This is a genomic window from Sphingomonas sp. 77B (assembly GCF_056497825.1).
Genome location: NZ_JBWMBY010000001.1, coordinates 3,083,207 through 3,099,755 on the forward strand (window position 1 = coordinate 3,083,207; position 16,549 = coordinate 3,099,755).

15 protein-coding genes are annotated in these 16,549 nt (G+C 66.3%); 12 read left to right on the forward strand and 3 right to left on the reverse strand.

The genetic code is table 11. The features are described 5' to 3' along the window. The first annotated feature begins 43 nt into the window (after positions 1-43). The 4 genes from AC1GI4_RS14480 (at position 44) to uvrC (ending at position 4,076) form a co-directional block, all read left to right on the forward strand. Entirely contained in the window at positions 44-538 is a 495-nt protein-coding gene (locus AC1GI4_RS14480) for a F0F1 ATP synthase subunit B family protein (RefSeq protein WP_294273376.1), read from the forward strand. Next, positions 531-1,193 carry a F0F1 ATP synthase subunit B family protein gene (locus AC1GI4_RS14485; RefSeq protein ID WP_479629963.1) on the forward strand — a complete coding sequence of 221 codons (663 nt, stop codon included), beginning with the start codon at positions 531-533 and terminating at the stop codon, positions 1,191-1,193. Before AC1GI4_RS14480 ends, AC1GI4_RS14485 begins: the two co-directional genes overlap by 8 nt. A 420-nt stretch (positions 1,194-1,613) precedes the next feature. Beyond that, positions 1,614-1,934, forward strand: a complete 321-nt coding sequence (locus AC1GI4_RS14490) for a DMT family transporter (RefSeq protein WP_042484285.1) — start codon at positions 1,614-1,616, stop codon at positions 1,932-1,934. Between the two features lie 222 nt (positions 1,935-2,156). Next, positions 2,157-4,076, forward strand: coding sequence for an excinuclease ABC subunit UvrC (uvrC, locus tag AC1GI4_RS14495; protein WP_479629964.1), 1,920 nt, complete (start codon positions 2,157-2,159; stop codon positions 4,074-4,076). Between the two features lie 16 nt (positions 4,077-4,092). Here the strand turns inward: uvrC and AC1GI4_RS14500 are convergent, their stop codons facing one another. Beyond that, entirely contained in the window at positions 4,093-5,454 is a 1,362-nt protein-coding gene (locus AC1GI4_RS14500) for an aspartyl protease family protein (protein WP_479629965.1), read from the reverse strand. A 75-nt stretch (positions 5,455-5,529) separates the two neighbouring features. Here AC1GI4_RS14500 and recO point away from each other — a divergent pair, with 75 nt between their 5' ends. From recO to AC1GI4_RS14515, 3 genes are read left to right on the forward strand one after another with little or no spacing between them, the layout of a single operon-like run. After that, complete coding sequence (gene recO / locus AC1GI4_RS14505) at positions 5,530-6,261, forward strand: DNA repair protein RecO (protein ID WP_479629966.1); 732 nt, start codon at positions 5,530-5,532, stop codon at positions 6,259-6,261. A 54-nt stretch (positions 6,262-6,315) separates the two neighbouring features. Next, positions 6,316-7,359, forward strand: a complete 1,044-nt coding sequence (gene leuB / locus AC1GI4_RS14510; protein ID WP_479629967.1) for a 3-isopropylmalate dehydrogenase — start codon at positions 6,316-6,318, stop codon at positions 7,357-7,359. A gap of 5 nt (positions 7,360-7,364) precedes the next feature. Continuing rightward, on the forward strand, positions 7,365-8,465 hold the full coding sequence (locus tag AC1GI4_RS14515) for a glycosyltransferase family 2 protein (RefSeq protein WP_479629968.1): 1,101 nt from the start codon (positions 7,365-7,367) through the stop codon (positions 8,463-8,465). A 108-nt stretch (positions 8,466-8,573) separates the two neighbouring features. Here AC1GI4_RS14515 and AC1GI4_RS14520 read toward each other — a convergent pair whose 3' ends face one another. Next, positions 8,574-9,818: a phospholipid carrier-dependent glycosyltransferase gene (locus tag AC1GI4_RS14520; protein WP_479629969.1), complete on the reverse strand. Its 1,245-nt coding sequence runs from the start codon at positions 9,816-9,818 to the stop codon at positions 8,574-8,576. A 166-nt stretch (positions 9,819-9,984) separates the two neighbouring features. Here AC1GI4_RS14520 and AC1GI4_RS14525 point away from each other — a divergent pair, with 166 nt between their 5' ends. Together AC1GI4_RS14525 and AC1GI4_RS14530 are read left to right on the forward strand one after the other, a co-directional pair. Next, positions 9,985-11,319 carry a methyl-accepting chemotaxis protein gene (locus AC1GI4_RS14525; protein WP_479629970.1) on the forward strand — a complete coding sequence of 445 codons (1,335 nt, stop codon included), beginning with the start codon at positions 9,985-9,987 and terminating at the stop codon, positions 11,317-11,319. A 273-nt stretch (positions 11,320-11,592) separates the two neighbouring features. Next, a complete protein-coding gene (locus AC1GI4_RS14530; protein ID WP_479630425.1) occupies positions 11,593-13,464 on the forward strand; it encodes a glycoside hydrolase family 35 protein in 1,872 nt (623 codons plus the stop codon). A 146-nt stretch (positions 13,465-13,610) separates the two neighbouring features. Here AC1GI4_RS14530 and AC1GI4_RS14535 read toward each other — a convergent pair whose 3' ends face one another. Then, on the reverse strand, positions 13,611-13,916 hold the full coding sequence (locus tag AC1GI4_RS14535; protein WP_479629971.1) for a hypothetical protein: 306 nt from the start codon (positions 13,914-13,916) through the stop codon (positions 13,611-13,613). Positions 13,917-14,051: 135 nt separating this feature from the next. Between AC1GI4_RS14535 and AC1GI4_RS14540 the strand changes: the two genes are divergently transcribed. Genes AC1GI4_RS14540 through AC1GI4_RS14550 form a run of 3 tightly spaced genes read left to right on the forward strand, consistent with a single transcriptional unit; the run spans position 14,052 to position 16,431 of the window. Then, positions 14,052-15,260, forward strand: coding sequence for a trans-sulfuration enzyme family protein (locus AC1GI4_RS14540; protein WP_294273343.1), 1,209 nt, complete (start codon positions 14,052-14,054; stop codon positions 15,258-15,260). Continuing rightward, positions 15,257-15,655, forward strand: a complete 399-nt coding sequence (gene apaG, locus AC1GI4_RS14545; RefSeq protein ID WP_433911274.1) for a Co2+/Mg2+ efflux protein ApaG — start codon at positions 15,257-15,259, stop codon at positions 15,653-15,655. Before AC1GI4_RS14540 ends, apaG begins: the two co-directional genes overlap by 4 nt. Then, positions 15,652-16,431: a LysR family transcriptional regulator gene (locus AC1GI4_RS14550; RefSeq protein WP_479629972.1), complete on the forward strand. Its 780-nt coding sequence runs from the start codon at positions 15,652-15,654 to the stop codon at positions 16,429-16,431. Before apaG ends, AC1GI4_RS14550 begins: the two co-directional genes overlap by 4 nt. The last annotated feature ends 118 nt before the right edge of the window (positions 16,432-16,549 follow it).

Here is a 16,549-nt window from a genome sequence, read left to right on the forward strand (position 1 = left end):
TGTCGCTGACGATGCGCCCGGTTGATATGGCAACGAGGACTCCATGCCCCAGATAGCACAGATCAGTGCGACCTATGCGTCGCAGATCTTCTGGCTCCTCATCACGTTCGGCCTGCTGTATTTCGTGGTCGGTCGTGGGATGGTGCCCAAGATTCAGGCGACCGTCGACGCTCGCGAAGGCCGTATCGCCGGCGATCTGGCGGCGGCGGAGGCCGCGCGGGCCGAGGCCGACCGGGTCGAGGCGGCATGGCGCTCCGAAATGGACGCCGCCCGTGTCGCCGCGATGGCGGAAACCAACGCCGCTAAGGCGCGGGCCACCCATGCTTTCGAGGCGCAGGTGAAGGCGGCCGATGCCGACCTGGCCGAACGCCTGGGTCATCATGACCTGGCGATCGCCAATGCCAAGGCCGAGGCGATGGCCAATCTTCAGTCCGTGGCGGCCGAGGCCGCGCGCGATCTCGTCGTCAAGCTGTCCGGCGTCCAGGTGGGCGAGGATGCGGCGGCCGACGCGGTGCGAAAGGTAAGCGCGCATGGCTAATCATTCCGCAAACGGTACCGCGGCCAATGCCGATGCGCTGGTCGCGCAGAACCTGGCGGACGCGGCGTCGGCCGAAGGCATGACGCAGAAGCCGATCCGCGAAGGCGACGGCCTGACCGGTAACACGGTCGCAGCCGCCGAGGCCGAGCATCACGCGCCCAGCCCGACGGCGCTGGGTTTCGATTCGACCGGCTGGGTGGCGCTCGCCGCTCTGGTCGTGCTGATCGGCATGCTGGTGAAGAAGGTCCCGTCGATGATCGGTCGTTCGCTCGACCAGAAGATCGCCGGGATCCGCGCCCAGCTCGACGAAGCGAACAAGCTGCGTCAGGAAGCCGAGACGCTGAAGGCCGAATATGAGGCCAAGGCGAAGGCCGCCCATGCCGATGCCGAGGCGATGCGCGCCCAGGCCCAGCATGAAGCGGGTCAGCTGCTCAGCAAGGCCAAGGCCGATGCCGAGGCGCTGATGGAGCGTCGCGCCAAGATGGCCGAGGACAAGATCGCCGCCGCCGAGCGCGCTGCGCTGGCCGAGGTTCGTGCTCGTGCCGCCGAGGCTGCCGCCAAGGCTGCGGGTCTGCTGATCGCCGAGCATCACTCGGCCGATGCGGATCGTGCGATGATCGACCGCACTATCTCGGGGCTCGGTCGCCCGAACTGATCGGCTTTCGGGCCGGAAACAGGACCGCGCTTCGGGTTGGCCCGAGGCGCGGTTCGGTCGTTTTTGGAGCTTTCCAAGCCTCCGTTCAGGCTGAGCCCTTCGGCTGGCTGGCAAGCCAGCCGCTCTGGATAAACTTCGGCGCATAGCGCCGAAGTCGAAGCCCAAGGGAATCGCTCTTCTCCGCGCGGGGATAGGGCGGTGCGTGGGCTTCGACTTCGCTCAGCCTGAACGGAGGGTGGGGAAACGCATTCCTCCCCAAGCTCTGCTTGGGGAGGGGAACCGCCGGGCAAAGCCCGGTGGTGGAGGGGCCGAAGCCCCACAACACTTAGCCCGCCCTCAGGGCAGGCCCGCATCGCCGTCTCTTCCGGGTTTCCGGCGACGATGCCCATCCTTGAGCCCGTGACAAAGGAGACGCTTCCGATGGCATGGGTCATTCTGGGCATTGCCGTGATTACCGAGATTTGCTGGGCGCTCAGCCTGAAATGGGCAGCGACCGTCGCCACCTGGCAGGCATCGAGCGTGCCGATCATCCTTAGCTTCGTGAATATGGGCCTGCTCGCGCTCGCCATGCGCGGGCTTCCGGCGGGCACGGCTTATGCGGTGTGGACCGGGCTCGGCGCGGTCGGCGTGGTGATCGGCGGGGCCATCGTGTTCGGCGACAAGATCGCGCCGATCCAGGCGGGCTTCATGGTGCTGACCGTCATCGGCGTGATGGGCACCAAGCTGTTCGCGCAGGGGTAAGGTTACGTTCGCGCGAAGCCGCTGAGACACGAAGAAGATGGTTCGCGCGGAGGCGCAGAGAGCGGAGGGAGAAGAAGGTCTCTCGATCGCCACGTTCGGAACGCCTCTGCGTCCTCCGCGCCTCTGCGCGATCAAAAAAACCATCGCGTCTTCGCGGCTTCGTGTGAACCAAACACCCTGACAGGGTAGCGATCCGCCTTCGGCGATCCTAAATCGCACCCAATGTCCGAGCCTCCCGTCGACCGCTTCAACGAAGAGAAATCCACCTTCACCTTACGCGGGGCCGATGCGCCCGATCTGAAGGCGGGGGTGGCGGCGATCCGCAACGTCCTGGCGACGTTGCCGCTGCGCCCCGGCGTGTACCGGATGCAGGATGCGCGCGGCGACGTGCTGTATATCGGCAAGGCCCGCGCGCTGAAGAACCGCGTCGCCAACTACACCCAGGTCGACCGCCTGCCGAAGCGCCTGCAACGCATGGTCGCGCAGACCCGGTCGATGACCATCGTCACGACCAACAACGAGGCCGAGGCGCTGCTGCTCGAGGCGCAGCTGATCAAGCGCTACCGCCCGGCCTTCAACGTCCTGCTGCGCGACGACAAGAGCTTTCCCTTCATCCTGCTGCGCAACGACCACGACTTCCCGCGCATCCAGAAACATCGCGGCGCCAGGCGGGCGGTCGGCAATTATTACGGCCCCTTCGCCAGTGCGGGCAGCGTCAACAACACGCTGAACGCGTTGCAAAAGCTGTTCCTGCTCCGCTCGTGCACCGACAGCTTTTTCAAGGGCCGCGACCGGCCGTGCCTGCTCTATCAGATCAAGCGCTGCTCCGCGCCATGCGTCGGCCGGATCGACGAGGCCGCCTATGCCGAACTGGTCGCCGATGCGAAGAACTTCCTCGGCGGCAAGTCGACCCAGGTCCAGGCCAAGCTGGGCACCCAGATGCAGGCGGCCGCCGAGGCGATGGACTTCGAGCTGGCCGCGATCCTGCGCGACCGGCTGAAGGCGCTGACCTTCATCCAGGGCACGCAGGCGATCAATGCCGAAGGCGTGGGCGATGCCGACATCTTCGCGCTCGCCAATCGCGAGGGGGTGATGGGCATCCAGGCCTTTTTCATCCGCGGCGGCCAGAATTGGGGGCATCGCAGCTTCTTCCCCGCGCACACCACCGATGTGCCTGAGGAGGAGGTGCTGACCAGCTTCCTCATGCAATTCTACGAGGAAGTGCCGCCCGCCAAGACGATCCTGCTCGACCGCGACCTGCCCGAGGGCGAGCTGCTGACCGAGGCGCTGGGCGAGCGGGCGGGATACAAGGTACAGCTCACCGTGCCGCAGCGGGGCGATCGCCGCCGCCTGCTCGACCAGGCGAAGCGCAACGCGGTCGAGGCGCTAGACCGGCGACTGGCCGAGTCGACCACCCAGGCCAAGCTGCTGCGCGAGGTGGCCGACTTCTTCGACCTGTCCGAACCGCCGCAGCGGATCGAGGTCTACGACAACAGCCATATCCAGGGCACCAATGCGCTTGGCGCCATGGTCGTGGCGGGGCCGGAGGGTTTCCAGAAGGGCCAGTATCGCAAGTTCAACATCAAGGGGAACGAGGCGGCGACCAACGACGATTTCGGCATGATGCGCGAAGTCTTCCGCCGCCGCTTCGCCCGCCAGCTGGAGGAGAACCCGGATCGTGACGACGCGACCTGGCCCGACCTGGTGCTCATCGATGGCGGACGCGGCCAGCTCAACGCGGCCAAGGCGGTGCTGGAGGATCTGGGCATCGAGGATGTCTGCCTGGTCGGCGTCGCCAAGGGCCCGCATCACGGCCGCGAGGGGCGCGAGGTCTTCCACATGATGGACGGCAGCGAACGGATGCTGCCGGTCAACGCGCCGCTGCTCTTCTACCTCCAGCGGCTACGCGACGAGGTTCACCGCTTCGTGATCGGCGCCCACCGCGACAAGCGCGCCAAGGCGATGGGCGCGAGCCCGCTGGACGAAGTGCCGGGGATCGGCCCGGCGCGGAAGAAGGCGTTGCTGATGCACTTCGGCACGGGGCGCGCGGTACGGAACGCGAGTCTGGAGGATTTGCAGAAAGTGCCGGGGGTCAGCCAGGCGGTCGCGCAGCAGGTGTACGACTTTTACCATAGCCGATGATGGCGTATCGCCGCCGTCAATAGAATCTGCGCAATGTGACGGTCCGCGATGTGCCATCGCAGAGTGTCAGCAGATGCTTGGTTCCCGGGGCGGCGTGAGCAAAATAATCTTCGACCAAGTCTTTTGAGACGGCTTTATAATCAATGGAGCATATCTCGTCGCCCGGTTTCAACTTGGCGGCGGCTGCTGGCGATCGGCTCATGACATGGGCAACCGATAGTCGTCCGTTCCGGGTATATCCCTGTATCCCGGATGTGCTTCGATAGGCTGGCTTTGACGGCAGCACCCGTGGCTCCAGCAACATCCGTCCCGCTGTCAGGTCGACCGTCACATTGTAGTTCCGCAGCACGCCCATGCCGATCAAAGCCCGCATCTCTTTCGCTCCCCACCAGTTTGCGTGCTCGACCGTCGCATAGGCATCTGAAACCCTGTACGCCCCGAGCGTAAAATCGGTCAGTCGGCCAAGGGGTTGGACGACCACGCCTCCGGCACCGACCGATGCGATATCTGTCTGCGGTTTGAACCTCGTCCGCTCGGCAACAGCGGGCGAAATGGACACCTCGCTGTCGGAGCCGGTGTCGATCATCGTGGGGGATACGAACTGGCCGTTGATCGAGACGTCGGTGACCAGCCGGGAGTTGTTCGGCCCCACCCGGATCGGAATGCCGTCAGGGATCGGGATCGATCCGCTGCTTAGCAATCGGAAACGATGATGATCCTGATCGACCTGCCATTCGAAGATGCCGAGTATGGGCAGGCCGATCACCACCTCGACATCGGCAAGGCCCATAGCGTTCAAGCGGCTGAGATCCATGACGGTAACCGCGCCGGGCTTTGTGGTGCGAATTGCGGCGACATCCAAGGTGACGGAAGGCGTAGTGTAAAGTTGCGTGGGTCCACCGACACTGTCGGGTTTTGCCCAAGGTGTCAGGGGTAGATGATGGGAGTCGGCATAGGTCTTGCTCACAACAAGTTGATCGGAGCCCGTGTCGATCATCGCCTTGGTGGGGTGGCCGTTCAAGACGACGGGAATGACAATGATATCGCTTTTCTGATCGAACTCTATCCATCCCGATCCTGTATCAGGTATCCAGAAAACCGGGCGATCGGTGAACGTTGCGGGCAGGGTGGAAGGGGCTTCTTGTGTTGGAAGCGCCGAGAGCGGTGAAAGCGCTGCTACGGAAGATGTGAGCAATGCTGTCCGAGTCAGCGATCTTTTTACAAAGCCCAAAATCATTTCACCAACCTGCCCATTTTTGCAGTCTTTCGTGGAGACAGCTTTGAAGAATGGTGACGTAACGCGGGTCATTCGAGCAAGCTGAAAAGCGCCGTGGCCTAAGAATTTCACCAGCGCTGGTGGTGTTGCTTTACGAAACATGCTTGGCCTTGCCAAAAACCGCTTTTTATTTCTTGGACATAGCATCCCACCCCATTCCCCCCTACATCCTTTCCCATGCACCGGGTCGCCCCCGCCATCATCCTGTCGGTCAGGCCGCATGGCGAGCATGGGGCGATCGTGCGGGCTTTGACCCGGCAAGACGGGGTGCAGCCGGGCTATGTCCGGGGCGGGCGGTCGCGGGCGCTTCGGCCGGTGCTGCAACCGGGGAACGGGATCGTCGGCGAGTGGCGGGCGCGGACGGTGGAGCAACTTGCCGCGCTGACCATCGAGCCGGGCCATAGCCGCGCCGGACTGCATGGCGAGCCGCTGGCCGCCGCCGGGATCGAGTGGCTGTGCGCGCTGACCGCCGCCGCGCTGCCCGAGGAGCAGCCCTATCCCGTCCTTTACGACGCGCTCGACGCGGTGCTGACCGCGATCGAGTCGGCGCCCTCGGCACGGGGTTGGGCGGGGGCGTTGGTGCGATACGAGCTGCTGCTGCTGGGGCAGTTGGGCTTCGGGCTCGATCTGGAGCGGTGCACGGTCACCGGTGGGACGGACGATCTGGCCTTTGTGAGTCCCAAGAGTGGGGCGGCGGTGTCGGTGGGGGCGGCCTTTGGTTATGAGGCGCGGCTGTTTCCGCTCCCCGATTTCCTGCGCGAGGGTGGGGTGGGGGACTGGCCCGAGATTTTCGCCGCCGGGCGGATCACCGCGCATTTCCTGGCGCGCGATATCCTGGCGGGTTTGCGCCATGATCCGATGCCTGCCCGGGCGCGGCTGTTCGATCGTTTCAAAAGGGCGGTTGCGTGATGGCCGCCCGCTAAGGCAAAGGGCCCGTCGAACTAGGGTAAGAAGGGGCCAGCCATGGCATTGATCGCGATCCTCGCCGGTGACGGCATCGGCCCGGAAGTGACCGCCGAAGCACGGCGCGTGCTGGAGGCGCTGGACTTGGGCCTGACCTTCGAGGAAGCCAAGGTCGGCGGGGCGGCCTATGAAGCCGTCGGCCACCCGCTGCCGCCCGAGACGCTGGAGGTGGCGGGGCGCGCCGACGCGCTGCTGTTCGGCGCGGTCGGCGATCCGCGCTTCGATAATCTGGAGCGGGCGTACCGGCCGGAGCAGGCGATCCTGGGCCTGCGCAAGGCCTTCGGGCTGTTCGCCAATCTGCGCCCCGCGCGCCTGTTCGAGGGGCTGGAGGATGCCAGCTCGCTGCGCCCCGACATCGCGCGGCGCATCGACATGGTGATCGTGCGCGAGCTGACCGGCGACGTCTATTTCGGCGCCAAGGGGCGCGGCACCACCGAGGCGGGCCTGCGCGAAGGCCATGACCTGATGCGCTATGACGAGGAAGAGGTCGCCCGGATCGCCCGCGTCGGCTTCGAGACCGCGATGCGCCGCCGCCGCCGTCTGTTGTCGGTGGACAAGGCCAATGTTCTCGAAACCTCGCAGCTATGGCGCGACGTGGTGGTCGAGGTGGCGAAGGATTACCCGGACGTCGCGCTCGACCACATGTATGTCGACAATTGCGCGATGCAACTGGTGCGCGATCCGGGCCAGTTCGACGTGATCCTGACCGGCAATCTGTTCGGCGACATCCTGTCGGACCAGGCGTCGATGTGCGCAGGGTCGATCGGGATGCTGCCGTCGGCCGCGCTGGGGGCGACGGGCAAGGGGCTGTACGAGCCGATCCACGGTTCGGCCCCCGACATCGCGGGCCAAGGCAAGGCGAATCCGTGCGCGGCCATCCTGTCGTCGGCGATGATGCTGCGCCATTCGCTGGGCCTGACCGAAGCTGCCGACCGCATCGACGCGGCGGTGGCGGGTGCGATCCGCGAGGGCGCGCGCACAGGCGATCTGGGCGGCAGCCTGTCGACCCGCGCCATGGCCGACGCGATCCTCGAACGCCTCTGATCCGCATGGGTGCGCTCCTCGAACTCGCGGTCGTCATCCCGACCTTCAACGAGCGCGCCAATGTGCCCGTGCTCATCGCCAAGCTCGACCAGGCGCTGGCCGGGCGGCGGTGGGAGGCGATCTTCGTCGACGACAACAGCCCGGACGGCACCGCGGAGGCCGCGCGTGAACTGGGCCGGGTCGATTCCCGCGTCCGGGTGATCCAGCGGATTGGGCGGCGCGGGCTGTCTTCGGCCTGTATCGAGGGGATGTGCGCCACCGCCGCGCCTGTGGTCGCGGTGATCGACGGCGACCTCCAGCATGACGAGACGCTGCTCCCGAAGATGCTCGATCGGTTGCAGACGGAAGCGGACCTCGACATCGTCGTCGGCTCGCGCTTCGTCGATGGCGGCGGTACCGGCGACTGGGACCGCGACCGGGTGGCCAAGTCGGCCTTCGCAACCCGATTGTCGCAGCGGGTGTTGAACGTGAACCTATCCGACCCGATGAGCGGCTTCTTCATGGTCCGCACCCAGGTCGCGCGTGAGACGGTGCCGCATCTGTCGGGGATCGGCTTTAAGATCCTGCTCGACATCATGAGCGCCGCGCCGCGCCCGCTTCGCGCGGTTGAGATGCCCTATGTCTTCCGCCTGCGCACCGAGGGCGAGTCGAAGCTCGACCATGTCGTGGCGATGGAATATCTGATCGCGCTGTACGACCGGCGGTTCGGCAAGGTCGTGCCGGTGCGCTTCGCCATGTTCTCGGCGATCGGCGTGCTGGGCGTGGGCGTGCACATGGCGGTGCTCAGCCTGTTCTTCATCCTGCTCGGCGCGAGCTTCCTGGCCAGCCAGATCGTCGCGGTGACCGCGGCGATGACGTTCAACTTCTTCCTGAACAACGCACTGACCTATCGCGACCGGCGTCTGCGGGGGTTCAAGCCGCTGCTCGACGGATGGGTGTCCTTCTGCCTGGTCTGTTCGGTCGGGGCGATCGCCAATGTCGGCGTCGCGGCCTTCCTGCATGACGCCCGCGCGAACGAGTGGGCGCTATCGGCGCTGATCGGCGTGCTGATCGGCGCGGTGTGGAATTATGCGCTGTCGTCGCGGTTCGTGTGGGGGCGGTATTGAGCGACCGAGGTGAGAGCTGGGCGTGCATTTCGACTTCGCTCAGTGCGAACGGGGTTTGGTATTGAAACCCGTTCAGGCTGAGCGCAGTCGAAGCCCACGCCCTGACCCTCACCGCCAATCCATGAACCAAGTCCATCGCGCAAAGGACTTCGGCCCCGCCAGCGCCCCGGCCGTCAGGATCGGGTAGAAATAGACAAACAGGCAGGCGACGGCGACCAGATAGGCCTCGTCCCAATCGCGCAGCCGCCTGCGCCAGCGATCGATCGCCACCGCCAGCGCGACCGACAGCCAGATCGCGGGCAGGAAATAATAATAATAGAAGCCCAGCGACTTGGGGATGATCGCCCAGACCGCAAAGCCGCCGATCCACAGTGCCGCCGCGACGCCCAGCCGTATCTCGCGGGTCCGCAGCCAGCCGAGCGCGCACGCCGCCACCGCGACCAGCCCGCCCCACATGACCGCCGGATTGCCGAGCAGGAAAATGCCCCGCTGGGCGCCATCCGCCATCTCATAGAAATACCAGATCGGCCGCCCGATGACCGGCCAGCTCCACCAGGTCGACTGGTAATGATGCGGCGGCAGAATTTGCGTCTGGCGCGCATACATCTCCAGCTGGAAGGGCAGCAGCTTGGCCAGCGTCGTCGGCTCGCGCGCGTAGAAAAAGGCCGGCGCAAAGGTCGCCGCATAGGCCAGGCCCGCGCCCATCCCGAGCAACCCCCAGGCCGACCACCAGCGCAGGCCCGACCAGCGGCTCGGATCCTGCCGTTTCATCAGGACGAAGCCGATCGCGGCATAGCCCAGATAGGGCACCGCCGCCCATTTCGTCCCAACCGCTAGCCCCAGCAGCACCGCCCCCAGTCCCCAGCGCCAGCGGCTCTGTACAGGCGAGCCGCGCATCGCCCAGCCCATTGCCGCGACCGCCAGCACGACGAACGCCGCCATGAACCCGTCGAGCATCGCGATCCGCGCCTGCACCAGCACCATGAAGTTGAGGATGGTCAGCGCCGCTCCGATCGCCGCCGCGCGCGTCCGCCGGGTCATGAGCCAGACGATGCCGAAAACGCCCCCCACGATCGCCGTCCCGGCCCATGTCGACAGCGCGCGCCAGCCCAGCGGATCGTCCCCGAACAGCAGCATTCCCGCCGCGATCAGGGTCTTGCCGAGCAGCGGATGCTCGATATTGACCGGCCCCTCCAGCGCCAGCAGCGTGCGGGCGGCGGGAACGTAATGGATCTCGTCGAACACCAGCGTGTGCGGGGTGGTCAGCCGCCAGCTGAACAGGGCCTGGGCGGCGACCAACAGCGCCAGCAGGGCCGGGACCGGGCGACGGAGCGGATCGAGCAGGCGACGCATGGCCCTGGTCATGGCCGGGCAGGGCGGGGGGCACAATGATTTTTCGGCCCGGTCGCCCGTAGGTGCCCCTAACCCATCCTTCAGACTTATCCGCTAGGCCAGCGGGTCATGAGGGGGACCGACGTTCGGCGGTCGAACCGACATGGGTAATGGACGGATGGGTGCGATGGGTTTGTTCGGCAAGAAGGATGTAAGCCTGGGGGATCGGCTTGCGCTGGCGGTGTTCCGGCATTCGCCCGATGCCATGCTGCTGTTGTCGGACGGCAAGTTCATCGCGGGCAACGCCGCCGTCGAGCAGATCTATCATCGCCGCCTGTCGGAGGTGCTGGGTCACAACCCGCTGGATTTCTCCGCCCCCTGTCAGGCGGATGGCCGCCCGACCGAGGTGCATATCGGTGAGCGGGTGGGCCAGGCGCTACGGGATGGCTTCGCCCGGTTCGAATGGTTGAACCAGGACCCCAAGGGACAGGTGGAGCGGCTTCTCGTCACCCTGATCCCCGCCCATGTCGTGACGCCGCAGGATGTGCTGGTCCTGATCCAGGACATGGGCGAGACGATGGAGATGGTGAACCAACTTGGCGACGGACTGTCGCGCATCGCCAATGGCGATCTGTCGCACCGTATCGCCAAGCCCTTCCGTGATGATTACGAGCCGCTGCGCCTGCACTTCAACGAGGCGGCGCAGATGCTGGGCGGATCGATCCAGTCAATCGACTCGTCCTCGCGCCGGGTGCACAGCGCCGCGCTGGAGATCGGCAAGGCGGCCGGTGACCTGTCGCGCCGTACCGAGCATCAGGCCGCCTCGCTGGAGGAAACCGCCGCCGCGATGCGGCAGGTGACGAGCGCGATCCAGGAAACCGCACAGTTCGGCAACAAGGCTGCGCAGGTCGCCGCCTCCGCGCAGGAGAATGCGGCGCAGAGCGGCGTCGTCGTGCAGCGCGCGATGGACGCGATGGGCGGGATCGAGCGGACCTCCAACGAAATTTCCGAGATCATCGGCGTGATCGACGGCATCGCGTTCCAGACCAATTTGCTGGCGCTGAACGCGGGCGTCGAGGCGGCACGCGCGGGCGATGCGGGCAAGGGCTTCGCGGTCGTCGCCAGCGAAGTCCGAGCGCTGGCGCAGCGCTCGGCGGATGCCGCCAAGGATGTGAAGAGCCGGATCGGTGCGTCGGACGCACAGATCCGCTCGGGCGTGCAGGAAGTGGACGCCGCCGGATCAACGTTGCAACGCATCGCCGCGCAGGTCAGCGAAATGGCCGCGCTGATCGGCGACATCGCCAGCGCGTCCCAGCAACAGGCGAGCAGCGCGTCGCAGATCACGATCGCGATCGGCGACCTCGACTCGGTCACGCAGCAAAATGCCGCGATGGTCGAGGAAGCCTCCGCCGCCGCCCGCGAAATGGTGGGCGAGGCGAGCGCGATGGCCGATCAGGTCGGCCGCTTCCGCCTGGGAAGCCAACCCGCCCCGGTGGCACAGCCCATGTGGAAGGCGGCGTGACTTGCAAATCCTCCCCGGTACGGGGAGGTGGCAGCGCGAAGCGCTGACGGAGGGGGGCTTCCGCACGGGACCTTCTATGCGGCACGCCCCCTCCACCACCGCTTCGCGGCGGTCCCCCTCCCCGTACCGGGGAGAATAAAGGTCGTTCATTCGTCAGACAATTTGACGAAACCCCGTTTCGCATGGCACCCATGGTTCCAAAGCGGGGATGGGTGCGATGCGCCCCAATCCCGTCCGTGCGAAATGCGACAGAATGAACGGGAGAGTGACGTGATGCGAGCGGTTCGATCGGCCTTGTGCGCAATTCTGGCGGCCAGCGCGCTGTCGCCCCTTTCGGCGCAAAGTATGTCGGCGCAAGGCCCTGTCGCCAATGACGGCCCGCCCAGGACCTTCGAGGTGAAGGGCAAGGGGTTCCTGCGCAACGGCCAGCCGCATCAGGTGATCTCCGGCGAGATGCACTATACCCGCATCCCGCGTGCCTATTGGCGCGACCGGCTGCGCAAGGCCAAGGCGATGGGGCTGAACACCATCACCACCTATTCTTTCTGGAACGTGCATGAGCCGCGTCCCGGCGTCTATGACTTTAGCGGCCAGAACGACATCGTCGCCTTCATCCGCGACGCCCAGGCCGAGGGGCTGGACGTGATCCTGCGCCCCGGACCCTATGTCTGCGCCGAATGGGAACTGGGCGGCTATCCCGCCTGGCTGCTCAAGGACCGCAAGCTCGTGCTGCGTTCGACCGATCCCAAATATACCGCCGCCGTCGACCGCTGGCTGATGCGGCTGGGGCAGGAGGTGAAGCCGCTGCTGCTCAAGAATGGCGGGCCGATCGTCGCGGTGCAGCTGGAAAACGAATATGGCGCGTTCGGCGACGACAAGGCCTATTTGCGCGGGCTGGAGGCCAGCTACAAGCGCGCCGGACTGGGTGGCGGCATCCTGTTCACCTCCAACCAGGGCGGCGATCTGGCCAAGGGTTCGCTGCCCAACCTGCCATCGGTCGTCAATTTCGGTTCGGGCGGCGCGCAGAGCTCGGTCGCCAAGCTGGAGGCGTTCCGCCCCGACGGCCTGCGCATGGTCGGCGAATATTGGGCGGGCTGGTTCGACAAATGGGGCGAGGAGCACCACGAGACGGACGGCAAGAAAGAGGCCGAGGAAATGGCCTATATGCTCAAGCGCGGCTATTCGATCTCGCTCTACATGGTGCATGGCGGCACCACCTTCGGCTGGATGAACGGCGCGGATTCGCACACCGGCAAGGACTATCACCCCGACACGACCAGCTATGACTATGACGCGCCGATCGATGAGGCGGGCAATCCGCGCTATAAATACGGTCTGATCGCCGCCGCCATCGCCGAAGTGACGGGCAAGCCCGCCGCACCCACGCCCGCGCCCACGGTCGCGACGACCTTCCCGGTGTCGGCGGTGCGGCGCAGCGCCTCGCTTTGGGACAATCTGCCCGCGCCGGTGCGCGCGGCCCAGCCAAAGACCTTCGAGGAACTCGACCAGAATTATGGCTATGTCCTCTACCGCGTCGCGGTTCCGGCGGGGCCAGCACAGACGCTGACGCTGAAGGGCATGCATAGCTATGCCCAGGTCTATCTGGACAAGGCGCTGGTCGGTACGCTCGACCGGCGGCTCGATCAGGAGACGGTCGAGTTGCCCGCTCGCGCGAAGCCCGCGACGCTCGACATACTGGTCGAGAATACCGGCCGGGTGAACTATTCCCACGCGATCCGCACCGAACAGACGGGTCTGACCGGCGCGGTGACGCTGGCCGGACGGCCGCTCAGCGACTGGCAGATGTTCCGCCTGCCGATGGACAATCTGGCGTCGCTCAAGCTGTCGGCCACGCCGTGCAGCGGGCCATGTTTCTATGAGTCGGAGATGACGGTGGCGAAGCCCGGCGACACCTATCTCGACATGCGCGGCGCGCATAAGGGGCAGTTGTGGCTGAACGACCATAATCTCGGCCGCTTCTGGAGCATCGGGCCGGTGCATACGCTCTATACGCCAGCTCCTTGGCTGAAGGCGGGGGGCAACCGGGTGCTGTTCTTCGACCTGACCGGGGATGCGAGCGACAAGCTGACCACGGTGGACAAGCCGATCTATGGCAAGGTGACGAACCACCGCGAGGCGCAGTAAGCGGCGGCTTGCCCCTCCACCATCGCTTTCGCGATGGTCCCCCTCCCCATCGGAGATGGGGAGGAATGGGGCGATAAAATCCTCCCCAAGCTGTGCTTGGGGAGGGGGACCACCCGGCGGAGCCGGGTGGTGGAGGGGCGGGCGCCTTAGCGGACAGCCGCCGCCTGGTTCGCGACGATCGCCTCGCGCTGCTCGGGGCTCATAGCGGCGGCGTTGACATCTGCCGCCTTGATCGCGTCGGCGCGGTCCTCGGCATAGTCGCGGGTCTTTTCCGCCTGCTTGTCCAGCATCTTGGCCTGGTTGCGCAGCGTGTCGGCCTGATCCTCCATGCCGTCGGCACGGTTGTCGGCGGCCTTTTCGACATTCTCGGCCAGCTTGTCGGTGCCCTTGCCGTTGCAGGCGGACAGCGACACCAGGCTGGCGGCCATCAGCAGGCCGATGCGGATCTTCATGATTATTCTCCCTGTTGGAACTGGAGCGAATAACCGGATCGGGCGCTTTTCCGTTCCGCTGGCGTAACACTGACATATCGCGGGCGTTTCCGAATATCCTTGAACCCCGCTGCCCGGATCGGCAAATGAACGGGCATGAAGCGTAAGACTGGCCAGGACCGTTCGATCACCTCTGGGTGGCGCCCCGCGACGCAGGCCGTGCGCGGCGGCACCGCGCGGTCGGAATATGGCGAAACCTCCGAGGCACTCTTCCTGACCTCCGGCTATTGCTACGACCGGGCAGGGGACGCGGCGGCGCGGTTTGCGGGCGAGCAGGAGGGGATGACCTATTCCCGCCTCCAGAACCCGACCGTCGAGATGCTGGAACAGCGGATCGCCCTCCTCGAAGGCGCCGAGGCGTGCCGCACCATGGCGTCGGGCATGGCGGCGATGACCGCGGTGCTGCTCTGCCAGTTGCAGGCGGGCGACCATCTGGTCGGCGGTCGCGCGGCGTTCGGGTCGTGCCGCTGGCTGACCGACACGCTGCTCCCGAAGTTCGGCATCGCCACCACCGTCGTCGACGCGCGCGACCCGCAGGCGTTCCTGGACGCGGTGCGCCCCGAGACGAAGGTCTTCTTCTTCGAAACGCCCGCCAATCCGACGATGGACGTGGCGGACCTGGAGGCGATCTGCGCCATCGCGCGCGAGCGCGGCATCACCACGGTCGTCGACAATGCCTTTGCGACCCCGGCGCTCCAGCGGCCGATGGATTTCGGCGCGGATGTGACGGCCTATTCCGCCACCAAGATGATGGACGGGCAGGGGCGTGTGCTGGCAGGCGCGGTGTGCGGGACCGAGGACTTCATCACCAACACGCTGCTGCCCTTCACCCGCAACACCGGGCCGACGCTGTCGGCGTTCAACGCCTGGGTGGTGCTGAAGGGTCTGGAGACGCTGGACCTTCGCATCCATCGCCAGTCGGAATCGGCGCTGAAGGTCGCGACCTTCCTGGAAGGCCGCGTTCCGCGCGTCCTGTGCCCCGCGCTGCCCAGCCATCCGCAGCATGAACTGGCGATGCGCCAGATGAAGGCAGGCGGCAGCATCTTCGCGCTGGAACTCGATGGCGGCCGCGAACAGGCGCATGGCCTGCTCGACGCGCTGGAGTTGATCGACATCTCCAACAATATCGGCGACTCGCGTTCGCTGATGACGCATCCCGCCTCGACCACCCATGCGGGCGTGACCGAGGAAAAGCGGGTCGAAATGGGCATCGGCGAGGGGATGTTGCGCCTCAACATTGGGCTGGAGGATGCGGACGACCTGATCGACGATCTCGACCAGGCCTTGCGCGTCGTGGGTCTGTGAAGGCGCTCTTCTCCCACGCGCTGACCACCGGGCCGGTGACGGTTCGGGTGTCGGTCAGCTATCTGCCCGAACAGTCCGAGCCGCAGCGCGGGCGCTGGTTCTGGGCCTATCATGTCCGTATCGAGAATGATGGCGACCAGCCGGTTCAGCTGCTCACCCGCCGCTGGATCATCACCGACGCGCGCGGTGCCCGCCACTCGGTCGAGGGCGAGGGCGTGGTCGGCGAACAGCCGGTGATCCAGCCGGGCGCCGCTTACGATTATGTCTCGGGCTGTCCGCTGGCGACGACCAGCGGCGCGATGCAGGGCAGCTATCGCATGGTCGGCGCGGACGGCGTGACCTTCGACGTCGCCATTCCGCATTTCGCGCTCATCGCCCCGGCGGTGGAAACATGAAGCGCACGCATCTTCCGCTCAACGGCCTGCGCGTGCTGGACGCCGCCGCGCGCCATCTGAGCTTCACCCGCGCCGCCGACGAGCTCGCGGTAACCCCGGCGGCGGTCGGCCAGCAGATTCGCGCGCTGGAGGATACGCTGGGCGTCGTGCTGTTCCGGCGCACCACGCGCGGGCTGGAACTGACGCCCGAGGCCGAGGCGGGACTCGCGCCGCTGCGGGCGGGCTTCCTGCAATTCGAGGATGCGGTGCGCGCGATGCAGGCGGGCCAGTCGTCCAAGTCGCTGACCATTGCCGCGCCGCGCGACGTGACCGAGAAATGGCTGATGCCGCGCCTTGCCGCCATCGCCGCGAACGACCCCGATCTGCGCTTTTCGCTGATTGCGTCGGACGAAGGGCTGGACTTCACCGAGGCCAATCTCGACCTCGCCATTCGCTGGGGTGACGGTCCCGGCGGGCTGGAGGGCGAGGCGATCGAGTCGGACGGGATGATTCCGATCGGGCCCGCCGACGCACCGCTGATCGCCTGGCCGGGGGCACCGGAGGAAGGCGCACCACTGGTCCGCGTGACCGATGCAGGCCTCGCCATCGACGCGGTGGCGGCGGGCTTGGGCCATGCGATCGTACCGCAACTGCTGGCCGAACGCGATCTGGCCGCGGGGCGGGTGGTCGCGACCGGCGAGGCGGTGCCGTCGCGTATGGGATATTGGCTGGTCGCCCCGCTGCCGCAATGGCGCCAGCAGAAGGTCAAGGCGCTGGTCGAAGCGCTGGGCGGCTGATCCTCCCCGGAACGGGGAGGGGGACCATGCGCAGCATGGTGGAGGGGGATCGCCGCGAGGGACGCCCTATGCGGAAGCCCCCTCCGTCAGGCCTTGCGGCCTGCCACCTCCCCGTGCC

Bases quoted from the DNA above. Each gene is read 5' to 3' on its own strand.
- AC1GI4_RS14480 (WP_294273376.1), top strand. From the start codon at position 44: ATGCCCCAGATAGCACAGATCAGTGCGACCTATGCGTCGCAGATCTTC.
- AC1GI4_RS14485 (WP_479629963.1), top strand. From the start codon at position 531: ATGGCTAATCATTCCGCAAACGGTACCGCGGCCAATGCCGATGCGCTG.
- AC1GI4_RS14490 (WP_042484285.1), top strand. From the start codon at position 1,614: ATGGCATGGGTCATTCTGGGCATTGCCGTGATTACCGAGATTTGCTGG.
- uvrC (WP_479629964.1), top strand. From the start codon at position 2,157: ATGTCCGAGCCTCCCGTCGACCGCTTCAACGAAGAGAAATCCACCTTC.
- AC1GI4_RS14500 (WP_479629965.1), bottom strand. From the start codon at position 5,454: ATGTTTCGTAAAGCAACACCACCAGCGCTGGTGAAATTCTTAGGCCAC.
- recO (WP_479629966.1), top strand. From the start codon at position 5,530: ATGCACCGGGTCGCCCCCGCCATCATCCTGTCGGTCAGGCCGCATGGC.
- leuB (WP_479629967.1), top strand. From the start codon at position 6,316: ATGGCATTGATCGCGATCCTCGCCGGTGACGGCATCGGCCCGGAAGTG.
- AC1GI4_RS14515 (WP_479629968.1), top strand. From the start codon at position 7,365: ATGGGTGCGCTCCTCGAACTCGCGGTCGTCATCCCGACCTTCAACGAG.
- AC1GI4_RS14520 (WP_479629969.1), bottom strand. From the start codon at position 9,818: ATGCGTCGCCTGCTCGATCCGCTCCGTCGCCCGGTCCCGGCCCTGCTG.
- AC1GI4_RS14525 (WP_479629970.1), top strand. From the start codon at position 9,985: ATGGGTTTGTTCGGCAAGAAGGATGTAAGCCTGGGGGATCGGCTTGCG.
- AC1GI4_RS14530 (WP_479630425.1), top strand. From the start codon at position 11,593: ATGCGAGCGGTTCGATCGGCCTTGTGCGCAATTCTGGCGGCCAGCGCG.
- AC1GI4_RS14535 (WP_479629971.1), bottom strand. From the start codon at position 13,916: ATGAAGATCCGCATCGGCCTGCTGATGGCCGCCAGCCTGGTGTCGCTG.
- AC1GI4_RS14540 (WP_294273343.1), top strand. From the start codon at position 14,052: ATGAAGCGTAAGACTGGCCAGGACCGTTCGATCACCTCTGGGTGGCGC.
- AC1GI4_RS14550 (WP_479629972.1), top strand. From the start codon at position 15,652: ATGAAGCGCACGCATCTTCCGCTCAACGGCCTGCGCGTGCTGGACGCC.